The following is a 16,221-nucleotide window of genomic DNA, read 5'->3' on the forward strand; positions in this document are numbered from 1 at the left end:
AGATACTTCCCCGACAGCAGCGTTGCTTGTCACCGTCGTTCGGGCTATATACTCGGCCACCTCCACGAAAATGAATAAGAATCGTGAACGACGTAGCGCCGTATTCCGCTCGCATACGCCGCATGGTTTTTGTCCTGGGCCTTGGCGTGCCGGTGGCTATGACGATCATCGCGCTATGGCAATGGCAGCGCGTTGGCGCCTTGCCGACGGTGCCGGTGACATCCTTGCGTTATTACGGGCAGCGCAGCCCGTGGGTGCATGACGCGCTGGCGCTGCTGGCGCCCTTGACGCTGTTGCTGGGCGTCCTGGCGACCGCGTCCTTCTGTGCGGCGCTGGTGGCGATCCGCCGCGCCACGGCGCGGGCCATGCAGTCGCGCGACGCACTGATGCAGGCCTTCGAGAACGGCCGCCGCTGGCTGCCGAAGTTCATGCTGTCGCAGACCGTGCTGGTGTTCGGCGGGCTGATCACCCTGCTGAGTTTCGAAGCCATCATCATCCTGAGCCGGCCGGGCGTGGCGGACGGCGGCGTCAAGCTGGGCGTGTTCCTCGCCATGGTCGCGCTGGCGCTGGCCTGGTACGGCTTCAAGATGCTGTATGGCGCGCTGCGCCGGTCCGGTCGCCAGGGCGCGCCCGAGCCCATTCTGCTCATGGGCCAGTCGCTGGCGCCGCATCAGGCGCCGCGCCTGTGGGAGTTCGTGCGCGAGATCGCCAAGCGGACAGACGCGCGCGCGCCCGACGCGGTCGTCGTCGGCCTGAACGAAGGCTTCTTCGTCACCGAGCATCCGGTGGCGCTGGTCAGCGGCCAGCCGGTGCCCGAGGGGCGCGTGCTGTACCTGCCCTTGCCCTATATGGCTTTCCTGGATCGCGCCCAGGTGTCCGCCGTGATCGCGCACGAGCTTGGCCATTTCACCGGCGAGGATACGGGCTACAGCCTGCGCTTCGCGCCCATTTACCGCAGTTTCCTGGACAGCATCTTCGCCATCGCCAACGAGCACGACGAGAAGGACGACGGCTCGCGCGCCTGGGTCGCCGCGCCGATCACGCTGTATGGAAAATGGTTCCTCGCGAGTTTCGAGGAAGCCATGCATCACTGGAGCCGCGAGCGCGAGCTGGCGGCCGACGCTTTCGGCAGCCGCATCGCCGGCACGGAATCGTCCGCGCTGGCGCTTCTGCGCATTTCCGGGCTGCACCGGATCGTGGACGCGGCGCTGGCGCACAACCAGCAGGCGCCGGCAGAGGAGCGCGGCGGCGTGCTGAAGATGGTGCGCCGGCTGGTCGCCGAGCACGGGCTGGACGACCCGCAAGAGCGCCTGCAGGACCAGCAGGCGCATCCGCTGGACAGCCACCCGTCGCTCAAGCAGCGCCTGGACGCGCTGGGCGTGGCCATCACGCCCGAGCTGCTGGCCCGCGCGCGCGATCCGCGCGACGCCGCGCTGCTGGTCGAGCTGGGGCTGGAATCGGCCGTGTCCGCTTGAGCGCCGGCAACCGCGCCGCGCAGGTTTCGCTGATCCCATCCGGAGACGTCATGAATGACATCGCATCCTCGCTGGAACAAGAATTCACCATGCATGCGCAAGCGGACCGCGACGCGTATATCGCAGAGCTGAAGCGGCTGGAGGCGGCCGGGCGCGGCAGCGTGGAGATCACGCCGCATTCGGTCGGACTGCCGGTGCTGTTCGGCGGCGCGGGCGCCGCGGTGCTGTATGGCGCGCTGTCTTCCCGTCATCTGACGACGATGGAAGTCCTGCTGTTCTCGTTGCTGGGCCTGGCGCTGCTGTCCAGCCTGTGGATGATGTTCGGCCCGCGCAAGCCTTGCTACACCCTGTGCGAGGAAGGCATACGGGTGCGCGGCGGCGACCTGACGCCCTGGGACAGCATTTCGGACTGGCGCGTCAATGAGACCCGCTACTCCTTCCTGCCCATTTCCGTTGCCTTGGTGCTGAACTACGCGGCGGGTTTCACGCCGCCGCCGCTCAAGCGTCCGTTCTCGGTCGGCGTGACGCGCCACAATCGCAAGACGGGCGAGTACGTGACCGACCTGACGCTGTACACCGGCCCCAAGGGCATGAGCGTGGCGCAGCTGACCGAGCGCATCAACGATTGCCACATGGCGGCGCAGGCGCGCGCCGAACTGGCGCGCCTGGGCTGATCGACAGGGAACACTGGCGGGCCCGGCAGGCGCGCCGCAAGGCGTCCGATCGCCGCGAGCGCGGCGGCTTGCCTCACGGCGCGTCGGGGCCGGTCCGGCTCCGACGCCCGCGACCACGCAGGCTTACTTCGTGACGCCGTTTTCCACGCAGGGGTGGAATTCGCCGCTGTCCTTGTCCAGCAGGAACAGCACGCCGGTGGCGACGCCGAAGTAGGTGCCGTGCAGTTCCAGCTCGCCGCTTTCGACGCGGCGGCGGATGAAGGGGAAGGTCAGCAGATTGTTCAGGCTCTGCTTGATCACGGCCAGTTCCAGGCGCTTGAGGTCGGCGTTGCGGTCGCCGGTGGATTCGCCCAGGCCTTCGGCCACGGGCTCGATCTGGGTCATCCACTTGCGGATGAAGTCGCCGCGGCTCAGCGGCTTGGCGTCGTCGTAGAACGCGCGCACGCCGCCGCAGGACGCGTGGCCCAGCACCACGATGTGCTTGACGTTCAGGCCGTTGACCGCGAATTCGATGGCGGCGCTGGTGCCGTGGTAGGACGATTCGGTGTCCGGGTCACAGGGCGGCACCAGGTTGGCCACGTTGCGCACCACGAACATCTCGCCCGGTCCGGCGTCGAAAATCAGTTCCGGGGCGACGCGGGAGTCGCAGCAGCCGATGATCAGGATTTCCGGGTTTTGTCCGGTTTCCGCCAGCTTCTGGTAGCGCGAACGCTCGGCGGGGAAGCGGCCGTCGAGGAAGGATTGATAGCCGTCAGCGAGTCTTTTGGGGAACATGGTTTTCACATCCTAATAACTGGGCCAGGGAGACTGGCGAGCCGACAGACGCAAGAAGGGGCTTCGCGCGGAAGCCCCTGTCATCGAGTCGGCAATGCCAATTTTCCCATAAGTTGGGTCCCCCCCGAAGCGCCTTTGGCGCTCCCCCCCAGGGGGCGCCGCTGCGGACCGGCGGAGCCGGATCCGCGCGGCCTGGCTTGGGGGGGCGCGCTACGTGGCGGGCGCGGTTGCAGATGCCTGCAAGATAAAAGGGTCGCATTGACGCATGGGCTACCAGGCCTGCACGTCCAGCGCCGTCACCCGCGCCGCCGGCAGCGGCGTGACTGCCCGCACCAGCCGGATCTGTCCCGGCGCCAGCGGTCCCGTCACGCCGTCCTGCACCCGGCCGATCTCGCGGCCCTGTTCGTCGTACAGCACGAAGGTCAGCATGACGCTGTTGATGGGGCGGGCGGATTGATTGGCGAGCGAGCCGGTGATGGTGGAGCCGTTCTGGGCGTCGCGCACGGTCTGGATATTGCCCAGCGTGACGCCGTAGGCCAGGCTTTGCGCCGACGCGCCGCCGCCGGCCAGGCAGGCCAGCGCGGCAAGGAAGGCTAGGGCGGTTTTCATGGTCGTCTCCTTTCGGGGCTCGCCGCGGCGGGCAAGGCGCGCTGTGTCGCGGCGTTTCTATCTCACACCTTTACGCCCCGGCGCACAACGGGTGGCGAGGGGCAATGGGTAACAGGTTGCGAGGGTTGCACCCAGATTCGACAGGGGATGGCGCGGCTGCATCCGAATGTCTCCGGCTTGCGGGCATTCTAGCGTCGCCGGCGTGTCGCGGCGAGGGTGCGCGCCCGCCGCGTTTGTCTATGATCAGCCGGACGCGAGGCGGTCGTTTTTCAGCTGCCAGACAGCTGGCGGGCGCCCCTGGCGCCTTAGCGTTTTTTAACTTTTTACGCTCTTGCGAAGCCCTGGTGTTTGCCCGATGATGAGCACGCCGGCGCCTTGTCCGGCGGACCGTGCGGCCCGATCCCGCGCCCCTCGGGCGCCCCGGGCGCTCAAAGAGAGGAATCCATGTTTTCCCGCACCAGCCAGCTGGCTTCGGCCTTAGTCCTTTCCGCTTGCTTCGCCGGGGCCGCGTTCGCGCAGACCGCCGCGCCCGCCGCCGCCCAGCCCGCCAAGACCCCCACGCCGCAGCAGCAGCGCATGGCCGACTGCAACAAGTCGGCCGAGGGCAAGAAGGGCGACGATCGCAAGACCTACATGAGCGCCTGTCTGAAGGGCGAGCAGCCGGCGCCGGCCAAGCAGCTCACGCCACAGCAGCAGAAGATGAAGGACTGCAACGCCAAGGCCGGCGAGCAGAAGCTCACCGGCGACAAGCGCAAGACCTTCATGAGCACCTGCCTGAAGGGCTGAGCGCCTGCGCTTCAAACGCAACCGGGCCGCGCAAGCGGCCCGGCGTGTTTGTGGCGGTCCATTCCGATCCGGCGCGCAGCCGCGCGGGTGTCCGAGCCGGAAGGACGCGCCGCCTCAGACCGTGGCGATCGGCGTCACCGGCGAGCCGATGGCGTGCGGCAGGCGCAGCGGCGGCGCGGTCAGCATGAAGCGGTGGCGGCCGTTGGCGCGCAGCCAGTCGGCCAGGTCCTTCAGGTACCACAGCTCGGCCAGCGGCAGGCCCAGCTTGAACAGGCAGTGGTGGTGCAAGGGCAGCATGGGCCGTGGGCCGCTGCGTTCGCGCGCGGGATAGGCTTCCACCGCGTAGTTGTCGGCGCAGATGGCGGCGATGCCGCTGTCGGTGATCCACTGCAGCAGCGCCTCGTCGGTGCCGTCCAGCGCGGCGCCGTAGCTGTGCAGCGTGTCGGCGTCGGGCTGGCCGTTCATGGCGACCACGGCCTCGGCGTAGCCGGTGCGCAGCACCAGCATGTCGCCCGGCTCGATCTCGATGCCGTCGGCCTCGATCACGCGCATCAGCTCGGCGTGGCCGATCAGCGTGCGGCCGGCGCCGTAGTGGCGTTCCAGGTCGACCAGCACGCCGCGTCCCTGCATGCCTTTCTGCGCCAGGTGCTCGATGCCCAGCTTCAGCGCCGCCGACGGACCGCCGCTGTCGCAGCCGCAGCCCGCGTGGCTGCCGTCGGCCGGGCCGATCACGTCCACGCCGGCGGCATAGCCGTTGTAGTAGCGCAGCTCGGGCCGGCCGTCGCCGTCGGCGTCGAACAGCGCGCCGACGTGGGCCAGCGCGTCCCATTGCGTCGAGTACTGCATGGACAGCAGCACCTGGTCGTCGCTCAGCACGTCCAGCGCGTCGGGATTGACGTTGCGCAGCGGGAAGTTCAGGTAGGGCGTGTCGCGCAGCCGCGTCGGGCTCAGCTGCGGCGGATGGCGGCGCGGGTTGAGCACGTTGCCGCCGGGCAGGTCCAGCGGCAGCGACAGGCAGAAGGTCTTGCCGGCGCGGATCTCGCGGGCGCCCTTGAGCACCTGTTCTTCGGTGATGAGGTTGAGGCGGCCGAGTTGGTCGTCGGGGCCGAAGTCGCCCCAGTTCGAGCCCTCGGGCCGGTGTTTCCAGCGTTGCATGCGGTGTCCTCCGGGATTCACTGGGCCAGCAGGAAGCCGAGCACGGCGCGGTTGAATTCCTCGGGCCGTTCCCAGTTGGAGATGTGTGACGTGTCCAGCTCGACGTAGCGCGCGCCGGGGATGGCGGCGGCCAGCTCGCGGCCCTGGGCCGGCGTGGCGGCCAGGTCGTGGGTGCTGGAGATGACCAGCGTGCGCGCGCGGATGGCGGCGACGCGGTCGCGGTAGTCGGCGTCGCGCAGCGCGGCGCAGTTGCGCGAGTAGCCGGCGTCCGGCGTGCGGCGCAGCATGTCCACCAGCACCTGCGACAGGCCCGGCTCGGCGGCGCGGTAGCCGTCGGTCAGCCAGCGCTCGACCAGGGCCGGCGCCATTTTTTCCAGCGTCTGTTCGGCCACGGCGTTGATGCGCGTGGTCCAGCCTTCGGCCGAGCCGATGCGGGCGGCCGTGTTGCACAGGATCAGGCTGTCGACCCGTTCCGGGTGGGCCAGCGCCAGCGCGATGCCGGTGGGGCCGCCCATGGACAGGCCGCAGAAGTGGGCGCGCGCGATGCCCAGGCTGTCCAGCAGCTCGGCGATGTCGCCGGCCAGCTGTTCGAAGCGGTATTCGCCGTCGGGGATCGAGGACTTGCCGTGTCCGCGCGTGTCGTAGCGCAGCACGCGGAAATGCTTGCTCAGCTCAGGCACCTGGCGCGCCCACATGTCGGCGCAGGTGCCCAGCGAATTGGACAGCACCAGCACGGGCGCGTCGGCGGGGCCGTCGATGACGTAGTACAGCCGGGCCTGGCTGAGATCGGCATAAGACATGGATGTTCCTCGAGGGTGAAGCCGGATGGCGGCGATGCCGTCCGGCGCATGGGCTGGCCGCGCCGCGCGGGCGGGCGGCGGGCTTACAGGTGGCAGACGCCGTCGACGTAGGCCTTGCGCCAGCGCGTGATGGCCACGCGCTCGAACAGGCCGGCCTGGGCGAAGGGATCGGCGTCGATGAACTGCTGCGCGGCTTCGCGCGTGTCCAGGTCGACCAGGTACAGGCCGCCGCCGGCATCGGCGCCGTCGTCCTGCAGCTTGGCGCCGCAGGCCAGCAGCAGGCCCTTGTTGGCGTCCAGGTATTCCAGGTGCGCGGCGCGCTGCTGCTGGCGCACGGCCTGGTGGCCGGGCTTGTCGAAGGTCTCGATGATGTAGGGCATGGCGGCTTCGCCTCAGATGGCCGAGGGATGGCGCGCCAGCGCCGTCACCTGGATGTCCATGTACGGGAACAGCGGCAGCGAGGCCAGCAGGGTGTGCAGCTCGTCGTTGCTTTCCACGTCGAAGATGCTGACGTTGGCATAGCGGCCGACCACGCGCCACAGGCTCTTCCACTTGCCGTCGCGCTGCAGCTGTTGCGCCAGGGCCTTTTCGTCGGCCTTGAGCTTGTCGGCGCGCTCGGCCGGCATGTCGACGGGCAGATTGACTTGCATTTGAACCATGAACAACATGATGGATTCTCCGGGTTGCGGCCCCGGCATCGCGGAGCCTGGTGGGGCCGCGCGGCGCGGCCCGGGGGGTCGATAAGAGGCGGGACGGGCGCGTCGGCCCGGCCCGGGTTCAGTTCGCGAACTTCAGCGGCAGGCCGGTCAGGCGCAGCAGCTCGTCGGGCGTGACGCCGCCGAACAGGTCGGTCACGGTGACGCCGTCGGCGCGGATGTCGAACACCGCCACGTCGGTGTACACGCGCGACACGCAGCGCACGCCGGTCAGCGGGTAGGTGCAGGCCTGCACCAGCTTGCTCTGGCCTTCGCGGGTCTGCAGTTCCATCATGACGAACACGTCCTTGGCGCCGATGGCCAGGTCCATCGCGCCGCCCACCGCGGGAATCGCGTCGGGGGCGCCGGTGTGCCAATTGGCCAGGTCGCCGTGCTGCGACACCTGGAAGGCGCCCAGCACGCAGATGTCCAGATGGCCGCCGCGCATCATGGCGAAGGAATCGGCATGGTGGAAGAAGGCGCAGCCGGGCAGCTCGGTCACGGGCTGCTTGCCGGCGTTGATCAGGTCGTAGTCCTCTTCGCCCTTGGCCGGCGCCGGACCCATGCCCAGCATGCCGTTCTCGGTGTGCAGGATGACTTCGCGGTCGGCCGGCAGGTGGTTGGCGACCAGGGTCGGCAGGCCGATGCCCAGGTTCACGTAGGCGCCTTCGGGAATGTCGCGGGCGACGCGCGCGGCGATCTCGTCGCGGCTCAGTTTGTTCTGGCTCATTGCTGTTCCTTGGCGGCCGGGGCGGCGTCGATCCGCACCACGCGTTGCACGAAGATACCGGGGGTGACCACGCTCTCGGGATCGAGTTCGCCCAGTTCGACGATCTCGCGCACCTGCGCCACGGCGACGCGCGCCGCGCTGGCCATGATGGGACCGAAATTGCGCGCGGTCTTGCGGTACACCAGGTTGCCCCAGCGGTCGCCGCGCTCGGCCTTGATCAGCGCGTAGTCGGCGTGCAGCGGGTATTCCAGCACGTACTGGCGGCCGTTGATTTCGCGGGTTTCCTTGCCCTCGGCCAGCGGCGTGCCGTAGCCCGTGGGCGTGAAGAAGGCGCCGATGCCGGCGCCGGCGGCGCGGATGCGCTCGGCCAGGTTGCCCTGCGGCACCAGCTCCAGCTCGATCTTGCCGCTGCGGTACAGGCCGTCGAAGATCTGCGAGTCCACCTGCCTCGGGAACGAGCAGATGATCTTGCGCACGCGGTTCGCGCCCAGCAGCGCGGCCAGGCCGGCGGTGCCGTTGCCGGCGTTGTTGTTGATGATGACGAGGTCCTTGGCGCCCTGTTCGAGCAGCGCGTCGATCAGCTCCATCGGCTGGCCGGCCGTGCCGAAGCCGCCGATCATGACGGTCGCGCCGTCGGGTACGTCCGCCAGGGCGGCCGCCGCGTTGGCAACAAGCTTAGAGATCATGGTGTTCGCTCATAGGTGGCATGTCATAATTTGTTCTTCTATAGAACATTCGTTCTTCTGAAGAACATCGTTTCATGGGGCCGACGCGAGCGTCAAGGCGAGCCGGCACGGCGTCGTCCCCAGGATTTTCATAGGTGGCAGCAGACCGATGGCCGAGCAGGACGCCCAGCAACCCAGCGACAGCTACGTGCAATCCTTCGCGCGTGGCCTGTCCGTGATCCGGGCGTTCGGCCCCGACCGCGCGCAGATGACGCTGTCCGAAGTCGCGGCCGTGACCGGCCTGACGCGCGCCGGCGCGCGCCGCATCCTGCTGACGCTGGAGCACCTGGGCTACGTCACCGTCGAGGACCGCAGGTTCGCGCTCACGCCGCGCATCCTGGAGCTGGGCTACGCCTACCTGTCCGCCACGCCGCTGTGGAACCTGGCGCTGCCGTACATGGAGGAAGTGGCCGAGCAGACGCGCGAGTCCTGTTCCGTGTCGGTGCTGGAAGGCGCCGACGTGGTCTACATCCTGCGCCTGTCCACGCACAAGGTCATGACCATCAACCTGGCCGTGGGCAGCCGCCTGCCGGCCTGGGTCACGTCCATGGGCCGCGTGCTGCTGGCCGGCCTGCCCCCGGCCGAGCGCGACCGCGTGCTGGCCATGAGCCAGATCCAGGCCTACACGCCGCACACCGTCACCGACGTGGCGGAACTCAGGCGCCTGCTGGACGGGGTGCGCGCCGACGGCTACGCCTGCGTGGCGCAGGAGCTGGAGCCGGGGCTGCAATCGGTGGCCGTGCCCATCGTCGACCGCAGCGGCCGCGTGATCGCGGCGATGAACGTCAGCGGCCACGCCAACCGCTACACGCGCGAAGCGATGCTGGAAGCCTTCCTGCCGCCGCTGCGCCGCGCCGCTGACCAGATCAACCACGCGCTGCTGCGCCGCTAGGCGGCGCGGGCGGGACGGGGAGCGGAAGGCGGCGGGCATCATGACGGGATTCAGATCGGCGCAATGCCCAGCGTGGTGCCGCCGCACACGTACAGCATCTGTCCGGTGACGAAGCCGTTGTCGGGCGACAGGAAGAACATCGCCGCGCGCGCCACGTCCTCGGGCGTGCCCAGGCGCTTGACCACGATGCTGTTGATGATGCGCTCGGTCTGCGGCGCGCCCGCCGGATTGCTCTTCGTGAACAGATCCGTGGCGATGGGGCCGGGGCCGATGGCGTTGACCGTGATGCCGTCGCCGCCCAGTTCCATGGCCAGCGTGCGCGTCAGGCCCACCAGCCCGGCCTTGGTGGCCGAATAGACCACGCGGTCGGGCTTGCCCAGCGCCGCGCGCGACGACATGTTGACGATGCGGCCGAAGCCCGCCGCGCGCATGGCCGGCAACGCCGCCTGCACCAGGATCAGCGCGGTGCGCAGATGCAGGTTGACCACATAGTCCAGGTCTTCCAGCGTCGCCGTGTCGGCCGTGCCCGGCCGCGTCGCGCCCGCGTTGTTCACCAGCCCCACGATGTCATACGCCGCCGTCACCTCGCGCGCCACTTCCTTCGTGCGCGCCTCGTCGGTCAGGTCGGCCTGGTAAGACACCAGCCCCGCCGGCGGCGCGTCCGGCAGCCGGTAGTCGATGTTCACCACCGCGTGGCCCGCATCCAGCAACATGCGGACAATCGCCGCCCCGATCCCGGCGCTGCCGCCGGTGACAAGGTAAGCCCGTGGTTTGCTCATATCCGCTCCCATATCTTCAATTCAAAAATCCCGCAAACGCATCACGCCAATCCGCTCGGGCCGTTTGGTACTTCGCAAGAACCAGCCCTTCCAATCTGAGCCACCCTCCCCAAGCGGGGTCACCACCAGATCCGGCTCCGCCGGTCTGTAGGTGACGCCCCCTGGGGGGCGCGCGTAGCGCGTACGGGGGGGCCTAATGCGTGGCGTAGCCCCAAAGGAGGACGGCGGCGATGTGAATCACGCCCACCCACAGCATCATGATCACCGTGTAGCCCATCACGTCGCGCAGCTTGAGCTTGGACAGCGCCAGCGCCGGCAGGATCCAGAAGGGCTGCACCAGGTCGTTCCAGGCGTTGCCCAGCATCACGGCCATGGTGGTCTGGTTCAGCGCGCTGCCGATTTCCTTGGCGGCGTCGATCATGAACGGACCCTGGATCACCCAGTGGCCGCCGGCGGACGGCGCGAAGAAGTTGATGACGAAGGAGCTGATCAGGCCCCAGAAGGGCAGCGTCTCGGGCGTGGCCACGTCGACGAAGATCTTCGAAATTGTGGTCACCAGGCCCGAGGCCGCCATGATGGCCATGATGCCGGCGTAGAACGGGTACTGCAGGATGATCCCGGAAATGGTCTTGATGCCTTCGGTCAGCTTGGCCACGTAGGCGGCCGGCGTGCCCAGCAGGATGATGCCCAGGAACAGGATGATGAAGTTGATCAGGTTCAGGTCCAGCGAACCGCCGCCCGTGAAGTGCAGCACCACGTAGCCCACGCCCATGAGGCCGATCAGCAGGCTCAGGATGCGGCTGTTGTTCAGGCGAGTGGCGATGGTGTTCTTTTCCAGCATGTCGTCGGCGCCGCCGGCCTGCGTCGCGTCGCGGTCGATGGCGGGGTCCACTTCCACGACCTTGTCGCCCAGCTTGGGATGCAGCCAGGCGTTCAGCAGCGGCAGCGTCACGATGATGACCAGGCTGGTGATCAGCATGGGCACCGAGAAGATGGTCTCGGTCAGCGGGATCACGCCCATCTGGCCGGCCGTCGGATGGCCCGGCGTGGCGACCAGCACGGGGATGCTGGCCGACAGGCCCAGGCCGTACATGGTGAAGCCGCTATAGGCCGCCGCGATGATCAGCGGGTAGTGCACGCCCTTGACCTTCAGCGCCAGCTTCTTGGCGACCACGCCGCCGATCACCAGGCCGAAGCCCCAGTTCAGGTAGCTGCCGATGCCGCCGACCAGCGTGGCGACGATGATGGCGGTGCGCGGCTGGTGCACGTGGCTGACGATGCGGTCCAGCAGGCGGTCGGTCAGCGGCGCGGTGGCCAGCACATAGCCCATCGCCAGGATCACGGCCATCTGCGTGGTGAAGGCCAGCAGGCTCCAGAAGCCCTTGCCCCAGGCCGTGGTCATGGCCGTCAGGCTCTTGCCTTCGACGCCGATGGCCAGCAGCACGGTGAGCAGCGTCAGCGCGATCGCGAAGACGAAGGGGTCGGGCAGATACTTGCGCATCAGCTCCGTGAAAAAGGACGCCAATTTATTCATGTTGCCTCCAGCAAACTCCGGGTAGGGCGTGGTTCTGTGCCGTTGCCATCGCCGGGCGCACGCGCCTGGCGACGGAACAGCGGTCTTCTTTGTGTGGTCGGGCTCGTGGCCCGGTGGCGGCAGTGGTCGGTGCCCTGCGCCTTATGTTTGGGTATTCGGTGTCGCGCGGCGGCCGTCAGCCGCCGCCAGCCTTGCGCTCCAGCCAGGCGGCCAGTTCGGCCAGCGCCTCGCTCTTCTCGCGCAGCACGCGTTCGCGGCGTTCGGGGCTCCAGGCATAGAAGCCCTGGCCGCTCTTGGCGCCCAGCTCGCCGCGCTCGACCTTGCCGCGCAGCAGCTCGGACGGCTCCTGGCGGTTTTCCAGGTCCTGGTACAGATAGCTGGCGATCGCGTGGTGCACGTCGATGCCGTTCATATCGCGCTGTTCCAGCGGACCCGACAGCGCCAGGCGGATGCCCAGGCTCCACTTGACCACCTCGTCGATGTCCTCGGCGCTGGCCACGCCCTTTTCCAGCAGCGAGATCGCTTCGCGCGCCAGCGCGTGCTGGATGCGGTTGGCGATGAAGCCGGGGATGTCGCGGCGCACCAGCACGGGCCGCTTGCCGACGGCGCGCAGCGCGTCCATCACGACGGCGACGGTGGCTTCCGAGGTGTCGTCGTTGCGCACCACTTCCACCAGCGGGATCACGTCGGCGGGCGTGAAGAAGTGCGTGCCGACGAAGCGTTCGCGGCGCGTCACGGCGCTGGCCAGGGCGTTGATCGACAGGCCCGAGGTATTGGTGGCGAAGATCGCGCCGGGCGCGCAGATGGCGTCCAGTTTCGTGAAAATGCCGCGCTTGAGTTCCAGGTTTTCCGGCACCGCCTCGATCACCAGATCGCAATCGGCGGCCGCTTCCAGGTCGGGCGACATGCGGATGCGCGCCATCGCCTCGGCCTCGCCGCCGGCGGCGTACACGCCGAGCTGGCGCGCGATGCTGGCGCGGGCCCGGTCCAGCGCCCCGTCCACCGGGTCGATCAGCACGACAGGCGCGCCGCGCGCGGCGAACAGCGCGGCGATGCCGCTGCCCATGCCGCCCGCGCCGACCACGGCCAGATGCTTGAGGGGAGTATTCATGATGGTTCGCTGCCTTGCTGGCGACCGGCGGCGAGGCGGACGCGCGCGGAACCTGGGACTGTCTCTTCCGTGGCGTCTTCCTGTGCGCGCGGCCAGAAAAATCTTTTGTTCTATATACGAACATTTGTGCGTATATAGAATTTCTGCCGAAGATAGTACTAAAAGTGGCGGCAGGTGGACAAATCAGCTTTTTCAAGCGTTCATTGCATGGACGATTTGTCGGAGGACAGGAGCGGTGCGCGCCGTCCCGGCAGGCCCGCGCCGAAGCGGGTCAATATTCTTGGAGCCCGGCGAACGACTGTGTAAGCTCAGCCGTCTGTGGATCGCGCCGCCGCGTGCGGCGTCCATGCAAGCCCGCCTGGCCGTGGTCCATGGCCAGGCCCGGACCCTACAAGGAGAGATCTATGCGTTTCCAACACCGTTCCATGCCGTGGCGCTGCGCCATCCTGGCGGCCGCGCTGGCCTTCGCCGGCTGCTCCAGCTCCATGGCGAAAAAGCCGCCGACGGCCCCGGCCCCCGCCGGCGCCCGCGCGGCGGTCTATCAGGCCATGTTCGCGGACAACGGCTCGGCGATCCAGGGCGGAGCCGCCGCCTTCTGCATCGGCATCGGCGCAGGCTGGAACCTGCGCGATCCGGCCAAGTCCGTGCTGGAGGCGCTGCGCGATGACGCGCGGGTCAAGCCCGCCTCGGCCTGCGACGCCGGCAAGAATGGCGAACGGGTGGTGGACCGCGCCAGCGGCAAGCCGGCGTTGCTGTTCGGCCTGGACCTGATTGATTGCGTCTCGGAATCCGACTGCCGCTTCCGGGGCAGCTATTACGAAGGCAACCTGAGCGCGCAGGGCAATGTGTACCGCGCGCGCCTGGTCAATGGCTTGTGGCGGGCCGCGATGGAATCGCGCGGCCCGGCGTCCTGACGCGGCCCCGGCGTTGCGGGGCCGCCGTGTGCGCTACCAGCGATAGGTGGCGGTGCCGATGATGCGGCGGGGTTCGCCGTAGAAGCAGCCGTAGGTGCAGCTGCCGATGTAGGTCTTGTCGGCCAGGTTGGTGGCGTTCAGCGCGAAGCGCCACGGTCCCGTGGTGTAGCTGACCATGGCGTCGAGCAGCGTGAAGGACGGCACCTCGACCGCCGTGCCATGCGCCATGCCGCGTGTGCTGCCCACATAGCGCAGGCCGGCGCCGACGCGCAGGCCCGGCAGGCCGAAATCGCCGAACCCGTAATCCCCCCAGATCGAGAACTGATTGAAAGGCACCGAATCCAGGCGCCGGCCTTCGGCGTCGGGCTGCAAGGGGCTGGCCTTGAGCGTGCGCGCGTCGGTGTAGGCGTAGGCGGCGATCAGGTTGGCGTTGCGGCCGACGCGGGTGCGCGCTTCCAGCTCCAACCCGCGTGAACGGGCCTTGCCTGCCTGGATCTGGTACGACGTGTCCATGGGGTCCGGCACGGTGAGGTTCTTGCGCGTCAGCTGGTACACGGCGGCCGACAGCATGGTGTCGGAGCCCGCCGGCTGGTAGCGCAGGCCGGCTTCGTATTGCTCGCCTTCGGTGGGCTTGAAGCGGCTGCCCTGGCGGTCCTGGCCGGTGGTCGGCTCGAAGGACTGGCTGTAGCTGAGGAACGGCGCCAGGCCGTTGTCGGCCAGGTAGACCAGGCCGGCGCGGCCGGTGAAGGCCTTGGTCTTCTCGTCTTGCGCGTATTGCTCGCCAGTGAACAGGTTGTGCTCGTCGGCGCGCACCCAATCCTGGCGGCCGCCCAGCAGCACGACCCATTTGTCGGCGATCTTCATCTGGTCCTGGAGATAGATGCCCAGGCGCTTCGTATCGGATTTTGTCGACGAGTTGAGGTTGGGCGTGACCGGTCCCAGCGGGCTGCCATAGACCGGGTCATAGAGATCCAGGTTGTCCAGCGTCTGGAAATAGCGCCGGGTTTCGTGCTTGGGCGTCGAATAGTCCAGCCCGGCCAGCAGCGTGTGTTCGACGATGCCGGTGCGTGTCTGGTATTGCAGCGACGTGTCGGTGGACACGGCCGATGAGCGATCCACGCGCGGGGAGAAACCGCGGTCCGCGGTGCGCCGCCCGTCCGGCATCAGTTGCCAGAGATCGGTGGATCCATAGTCGCTCTTCGCGTTGATGTAGCGCAGGTTGTGCCGCAGCTTCAACTGGCTGGTGAACGCATGTTCGAACAGGTAGCCGACCGAATAGCGCTTCATCTTGAACTCGTCCAGTCCGGGTTCGCCGGTGAACCGGTTGCGCGGGATGCGGCCGTTGGGGTTCGGCAGCACCGTGCCCTGCGCCGGCAGGCCATAGACGTAGACCGTCCGGTCTTGCTGGTATTCGGCCAGCAATGTCAGCGAGGTCGCCTCGTTCGGCTGCCACTTGATGGCCGGCGCGACGTAGGTCCGGTCGTCGGGCACATGGTCGACGAAGGTATCGCTGTCGCGCCTGAGCGCGGTCAGGCGATAGGACCAGGTGCCATCCTGGTCCAGCGCGCCGCCGAAGTCGGCGGACACCTGCCGGCGACGGAAGCTGCCCGCTTCCACATTGAGTTCGCGCAGCGGCTCGACGGTCGGACGCTTGCTGACCGTGTTGATGACACCGCCCGGCGGCATCGCGCCATACAGCACGGACGAGGCGCCCTTCAGGAACTCGATCCGTTCCAGGCCGTAGGGTTCCTGCCTGCCGTTATAGATGTTCACGGTGTAAAGCGAGCCGTCGCGGTAGTAGCTGCCCTGGTTCGAGCGAAACCCCCGCAGGAACAGGCTGTCCGTCGTCCGGTCGATGCCCTCGGCGCGACTCACGCCGGCCACATAGCCCAGCGCGTCCTGCATGCTTTGGGACTTCAGCGTTTCGATTTCCTGCGCGCCGATCACGGTGATCGATTGCGGCGTTTCGATGAGGGGGGTGTCGGTCTTGGTGCCGGTGGCGCTAAGGCGTGCCGCATAGCCGGGGAACGGGCCGGCGGCGGTTTCCGCCTGGGCGCCGGTGACGGTCACGGGCTCCAGCAAGGCGGCGTCCTGTGGCGGCGCGGGCTTGAGCGTGTAGCTGCCGTTCGCTTCGCGCGCGGCGCGCAGTCCCTGGCCGCGCAGCAGTTCGGCGAAGCCTTCCTCCACGGTGTAGCTGCCGGATAGCCCGGCGCTGCGCTTGCCCTGCAGCAGGCTGGCGTCCATGGTCAGCTCGACGCCGGCCGCGCTGGCGTATGCGTTCAGCGCCTGGCTCAGCGGGCCGGCGGCGATCACGACGCCGCGCCGGCTTTCCGTGGCCTGGGCGAGGACCGCCGTGGGCGCGGCGGCGAGCGCGGCGCCGGCGATCAGCGCCAGGCTGGCGGCGGCCCGCGCCAGCTCCTGGGAGAGCGGCGCCTTGCGGCGCATCCGGGCGGCCTGGGGGGAAAGGGCGGGAGGAGATAGCGGGGACATGGTTCCGTGCCTTGCTTGCGTGCGGGAAGTGGAGGGAAGTCCCTGTATCCCGGACGAGATGTCCGAATCCTCAATCGG

17 protein-coding genes are annotated in these 16,221 nt (G+C 68.3%); 5 read left to right on the forward strand and 12 right to left on the reverse strand.

The genetic code is table 11. The annotated features are described in order from the left end of the window. Window positions 1–122: 122 nt before the first annotated feature. Together ACEU5R_RS02530 and ACEU5R_RS02535 are read left to right on the forward strand one after the other, a co-directional pair. A complete protein-coding gene (locus ACEU5R_RS02530) occupies window positions 123–1,475 on the forward strand; it encodes a M48 family metallopeptidase (protein ID WP_392408985.1) in 1,353 nt (450 codons plus the stop codon). Window positions 1,476–1,525: 50 nt separating this feature from the next. Then, the gene (locus ACEU5R_RS02535; protein WP_392408986.1) at window positions 1,526–2,149 is read left to right on the forward strand and encodes a hypothetical protein; all 624 of its coding nucleotides are present in this window, start codon (window positions 1,526–1,528) and stop codon (window positions 2,147–2,149) included. A gap of 123 nt (window positions 2,150–2,272) precedes the next feature. Here ACEU5R_RS02535 and ACEU5R_RS02540 read toward each other — a convergent pair whose 3' ends face one another. After that, window positions 2,273–2,923 carry a carbonic anhydrase gene (locus ACEU5R_RS02540; protein WP_103271337.1) on the reverse strand — a complete coding sequence of 217 codons (651 nt, stop codon included), beginning with the start codon at window positions 2,921–2,923 and terminating at the stop codon, window positions 2,273–2,275. 270 nt (window positions 2,924–3,193) lie between these two features. Then, window positions 3,194–3,532: an FxLYD domain-containing protein gene (locus tag ACEU5R_RS02545; RefSeq protein WP_103271336.1), complete on the reverse strand. Its 339-nt coding sequence runs from the start codon at window positions 3,530–3,532 to the stop codon at window positions 3,194–3,196. Between the two features lie 444 nt (window positions 3,533–3,976). On the opposite strand from ACEU5R_RS02545, the gene ACEU5R_RS02550 reads away from it, so the two are divergent. Beyond that, window positions 3,977–4,318: a PsiF family protein gene (locus tag ACEU5R_RS02550; RefSeq protein WP_103271335.1), complete on the forward strand. Its 342-nt coding sequence runs from the start codon at window positions 3,977–3,979 to the stop codon at window positions 4,316–4,318. Window positions 4,319–4,432: 114 nt separating this feature from the next. Here the strand turns inward: ACEU5R_RS02550 and ACEU5R_RS02555 are convergent, their stop codons facing one another. From ACEU5R_RS02555 to ACEU5R_RS02580, 6 genes are all read right to left on the reverse strand, one after another. After that, window positions 4,433–5,473 (reverse strand): cyclase family protein, encoded by a 1,041-nt coding sequence (locus ACEU5R_RS02555; protein WP_103271334.1) that lies wholly within the window; start codon window positions 5,471–5,473, stop codon window positions 4,433–4,435. Window positions 5,474–5,490: 17 nt separating this feature from the next. Beyond that, window positions 5,491–6,273, reverse strand: a complete 783-nt coding sequence (gene pcaD, locus ACEU5R_RS02560) for a 3-oxoadipate enol-lactonase (protein WP_103271333.1) — start codon at window positions 6,271–6,273, stop codon at window positions 5,491–5,493. A gap of 83 nt (window positions 6,274–6,356) precedes the next feature. Further along, window positions 6,357–6,653: a YciI family protein gene (locus ACEU5R_RS02565; protein WP_103271332.1), complete on the reverse strand. Its 297-nt coding sequence runs from the start codon at window positions 6,651–6,653 to the stop codon at window positions 6,357–6,359. 12 nt (window positions 6,654–6,665) lie between these two features. Next, window positions 6,666–6,941 carry a muconolactone Delta-isomerase gene (gene catC / locus ACEU5R_RS02570; RefSeq protein WP_212315556.1) on the reverse strand — a complete coding sequence of 92 codons (276 nt, stop codon included), beginning with the start codon at window positions 6,939–6,941 and terminating at the stop codon, window positions 6,666–6,668. A 109-nt stretch (window positions 6,942–7,050) separates the two neighbouring features. Beyond that, complete coding sequence (locus tag ACEU5R_RS02575) at window positions 7,051–7,698, reverse strand: 3-oxoacid CoA-transferase subunit B (RefSeq protein WP_103271330.1); 648 nt, start codon at window positions 7,696–7,698, stop codon at window positions 7,051–7,053. Further along, entirely contained in the window at window positions 7,695–8,384 is a 690-nt protein-coding gene (locus ACEU5R_RS02580) for a 3-oxoacid CoA-transferase subunit A (protein WP_392408987.1), read from the reverse strand. Before ACEU5R_RS02580 ends, ACEU5R_RS02575 begins: the two co-directional genes overlap by 4 nt. A gap of 148 nt (window positions 8,385–8,532) precedes the next feature. On the opposite strand from ACEU5R_RS02580, the gene ACEU5R_RS02585 reads away from it, so the two are divergent. Then, window positions 8,533–9,315, forward strand: a complete 783-nt coding sequence (locus ACEU5R_RS02585; protein ID WP_199770937.1) for an IclR family transcriptional regulator — start codon at window positions 8,533–8,535, stop codon at window positions 9,313–9,315. A 50-nt stretch (window positions 9,316–9,365) separates the two neighbouring features. Here the strand turns inward: ACEU5R_RS02585 and ACEU5R_RS02590 are convergent, their stop codons facing one another. From ACEU5R_RS02590 to ACEU5R_RS02600, 3 genes are all read right to left on the reverse strand, one after another. Then, window positions 9,366–10,094 (reverse strand): SDR family NAD(P)-dependent oxidoreductase, encoded by a 729-nt coding sequence (locus ACEU5R_RS02590; protein WP_392408988.1) that lies wholly within the window; start codon window positions 10,092–10,094, stop codon window positions 9,366–9,368. Window positions 10,095–10,287: 193 nt separating this feature from the next. Then, a complete protein-coding gene (locus tag ACEU5R_RS02595) occupies window positions 10,288–11,628 on the reverse strand; it encodes a short-chain fatty acid transporter (RefSeq protein WP_392408990.1) in 1,341 nt (446 codons plus the stop codon). A 175-nt stretch (window positions 11,629–11,803) separates the two neighbouring features. Then, window positions 11,804–12,739: a 3-hydroxyacyl-CoA dehydrogenase family protein gene (locus ACEU5R_RS02600; protein WP_392408991.1), complete on the reverse strand. Its 936-nt coding sequence runs from the start codon at window positions 12,737–12,739 to the stop codon at window positions 11,804–11,806. Between the two features lie 404 nt (window positions 12,740–13,143). Between ACEU5R_RS02600 and ACEU5R_RS02605 the strand changes: the two genes are divergently transcribed. Further along, complete coding sequence (locus ACEU5R_RS02605; RefSeq protein ID WP_103271324.1) at window positions 13,144–13,653, forward strand: hypothetical protein; 510 nt, start codon at window positions 13,144–13,146, stop codon at window positions 13,651–13,653. 33 nt (window positions 13,654–13,686) lie between these two features. On the opposite strand, the gene ACEU5R_RS02610 is transcribed toward ACEU5R_RS02605, so the two are convergent. Beyond that, entirely contained in the window at window positions 13,687–16,143 is a 2,457-nt protein-coding gene (locus ACEU5R_RS02610) for a TonB-dependent siderophore receptor (RefSeq protein WP_392408992.1), read from the reverse strand. Between the last annotated feature and the right edge of the window lie 78 nt (window positions 16,144–16,221).

The sequence above is a fragment of the Achromobacter sp. 413638 genome (assembly GCF_043119405.1).
Taxonomy (GTDB): domain Bacteria; phylum Pseudomonadota; class Gammaproteobacteria; order Burkholderiales; family Burkholderiaceae_B; genus Achromobacter.

Bases quoted from the DNA above. Each gene is read 5' to 3' on its own strand.
- ACEU5R_RS02600 (WP_392408991.1), bottom strand. From the start codon at position 12,739: ATGAATACTCCCCTCAAGCATCTGGCCGTGGTCGGCGCGGGCGGCATG.
- ACEU5R_RS02550 (WP_103271335.1), top strand. From the start codon at position 3,977: ATGTTTTCCCGCACCAGCCAGCTGGCTTCGGCCTTAGTCCTTTCCGCT.
- ACEU5R_RS02585 (WP_199770937.1), top strand. From the start codon at position 8,533: ATGGCCGAGCAGGACGCCCAGCAACCCAGCGACAGCTACGTGCAATCC.
- catC (WP_212315556.1), bottom strand. From the start codon at position 6,941: ATGTTGTTCATGGTTCAAATGCAAGTCAATCTGCCCGTCGACATGCCG.
- ACEU5R_RS02610 (WP_392408992.1), bottom strand. From the start codon at position 16,143: ATGTCCCCGCTATCTCCTCCCGCCCTTTCCCCCCAGGCCGCCCGGATG.
- ACEU5R_RS02565 (WP_103271332.1), bottom strand. From the start codon at position 6,653: ATGCCCTACATCATCGAGACCTTCGACAAGCCCGGCCACCAGGCCGTG.
- ACEU5R_RS02595 (WP_392408990.1), bottom strand. From the start codon at position 11,628: ATGAATAAATTGGCGTCCTTTTTCACGGAGCTGATGCGCAAGTATCTG.
- ACEU5R_RS02605 (WP_103271324.1), top strand. From the start codon at position 13,144: ATGCGTTTCCAACACCGTTCCATGCCGTGGCGCTGCGCCATCCTGGCG.
- pcaD (WP_103271333.1), bottom strand. From the start codon at position 6,273: ATGTCTTATGCCGATCTCAGCCAGGCCCGGCTGTACTACGTCATCGAC.
- ACEU5R_RS02580 (WP_392408987.1), bottom strand. From the start codon at position 8,384: ATGATCTCTAAGCTTGTTGCCAACGCGGCGGCCGCCCTGGCGGACGTA.
- ACEU5R_RS02545 (WP_103271336.1), bottom strand. From the start codon at position 3,532: ATGAAAACCGCCCTAGCCTTCCTTGCCGCGCTGGCCTGCCTGGCCGGC.
- ACEU5R_RS02530 (WP_392408985.1), top strand. From the start codon at position 123: ATGGTTTTTGTCCTGGGCCTTGGCGTGCCGGTGGCTATGACGATCATC.
- ACEU5R_RS02590 (WP_392408988.1), bottom strand. From the start codon at position 10,094: ATGAGCAAACCACGGGCTTACCTTGTCACCGGCGGCAGCGCCGGGATC.
- ACEU5R_RS02540 (WP_103271337.1), bottom strand. From the start codon at position 2,923: ATGTTCCCCAAAAGACTCGCTGACGGCTATCAATCCTTCCTCGACGGC.
- ACEU5R_RS02535 (WP_392408986.1), top strand. From the start codon at position 1,526: ATGAATGACATCGCATCCTCGCTGGAACAAGAATTCACCATGCATGCG.
- ACEU5R_RS02575 (WP_103271330.1), bottom strand. From the start codon at position 7,698: ATGAGCCAGAACAAACTGAGCCGCGACGAGATCGCCGCGCGCGTCGCC.
- ACEU5R_RS02555 (WP_103271334.1), bottom strand. From the start codon at position 5,473: ATGCAACGCTGGAAACACCGGCCCGAGGGCTCGAACTGGGGCGACTTC.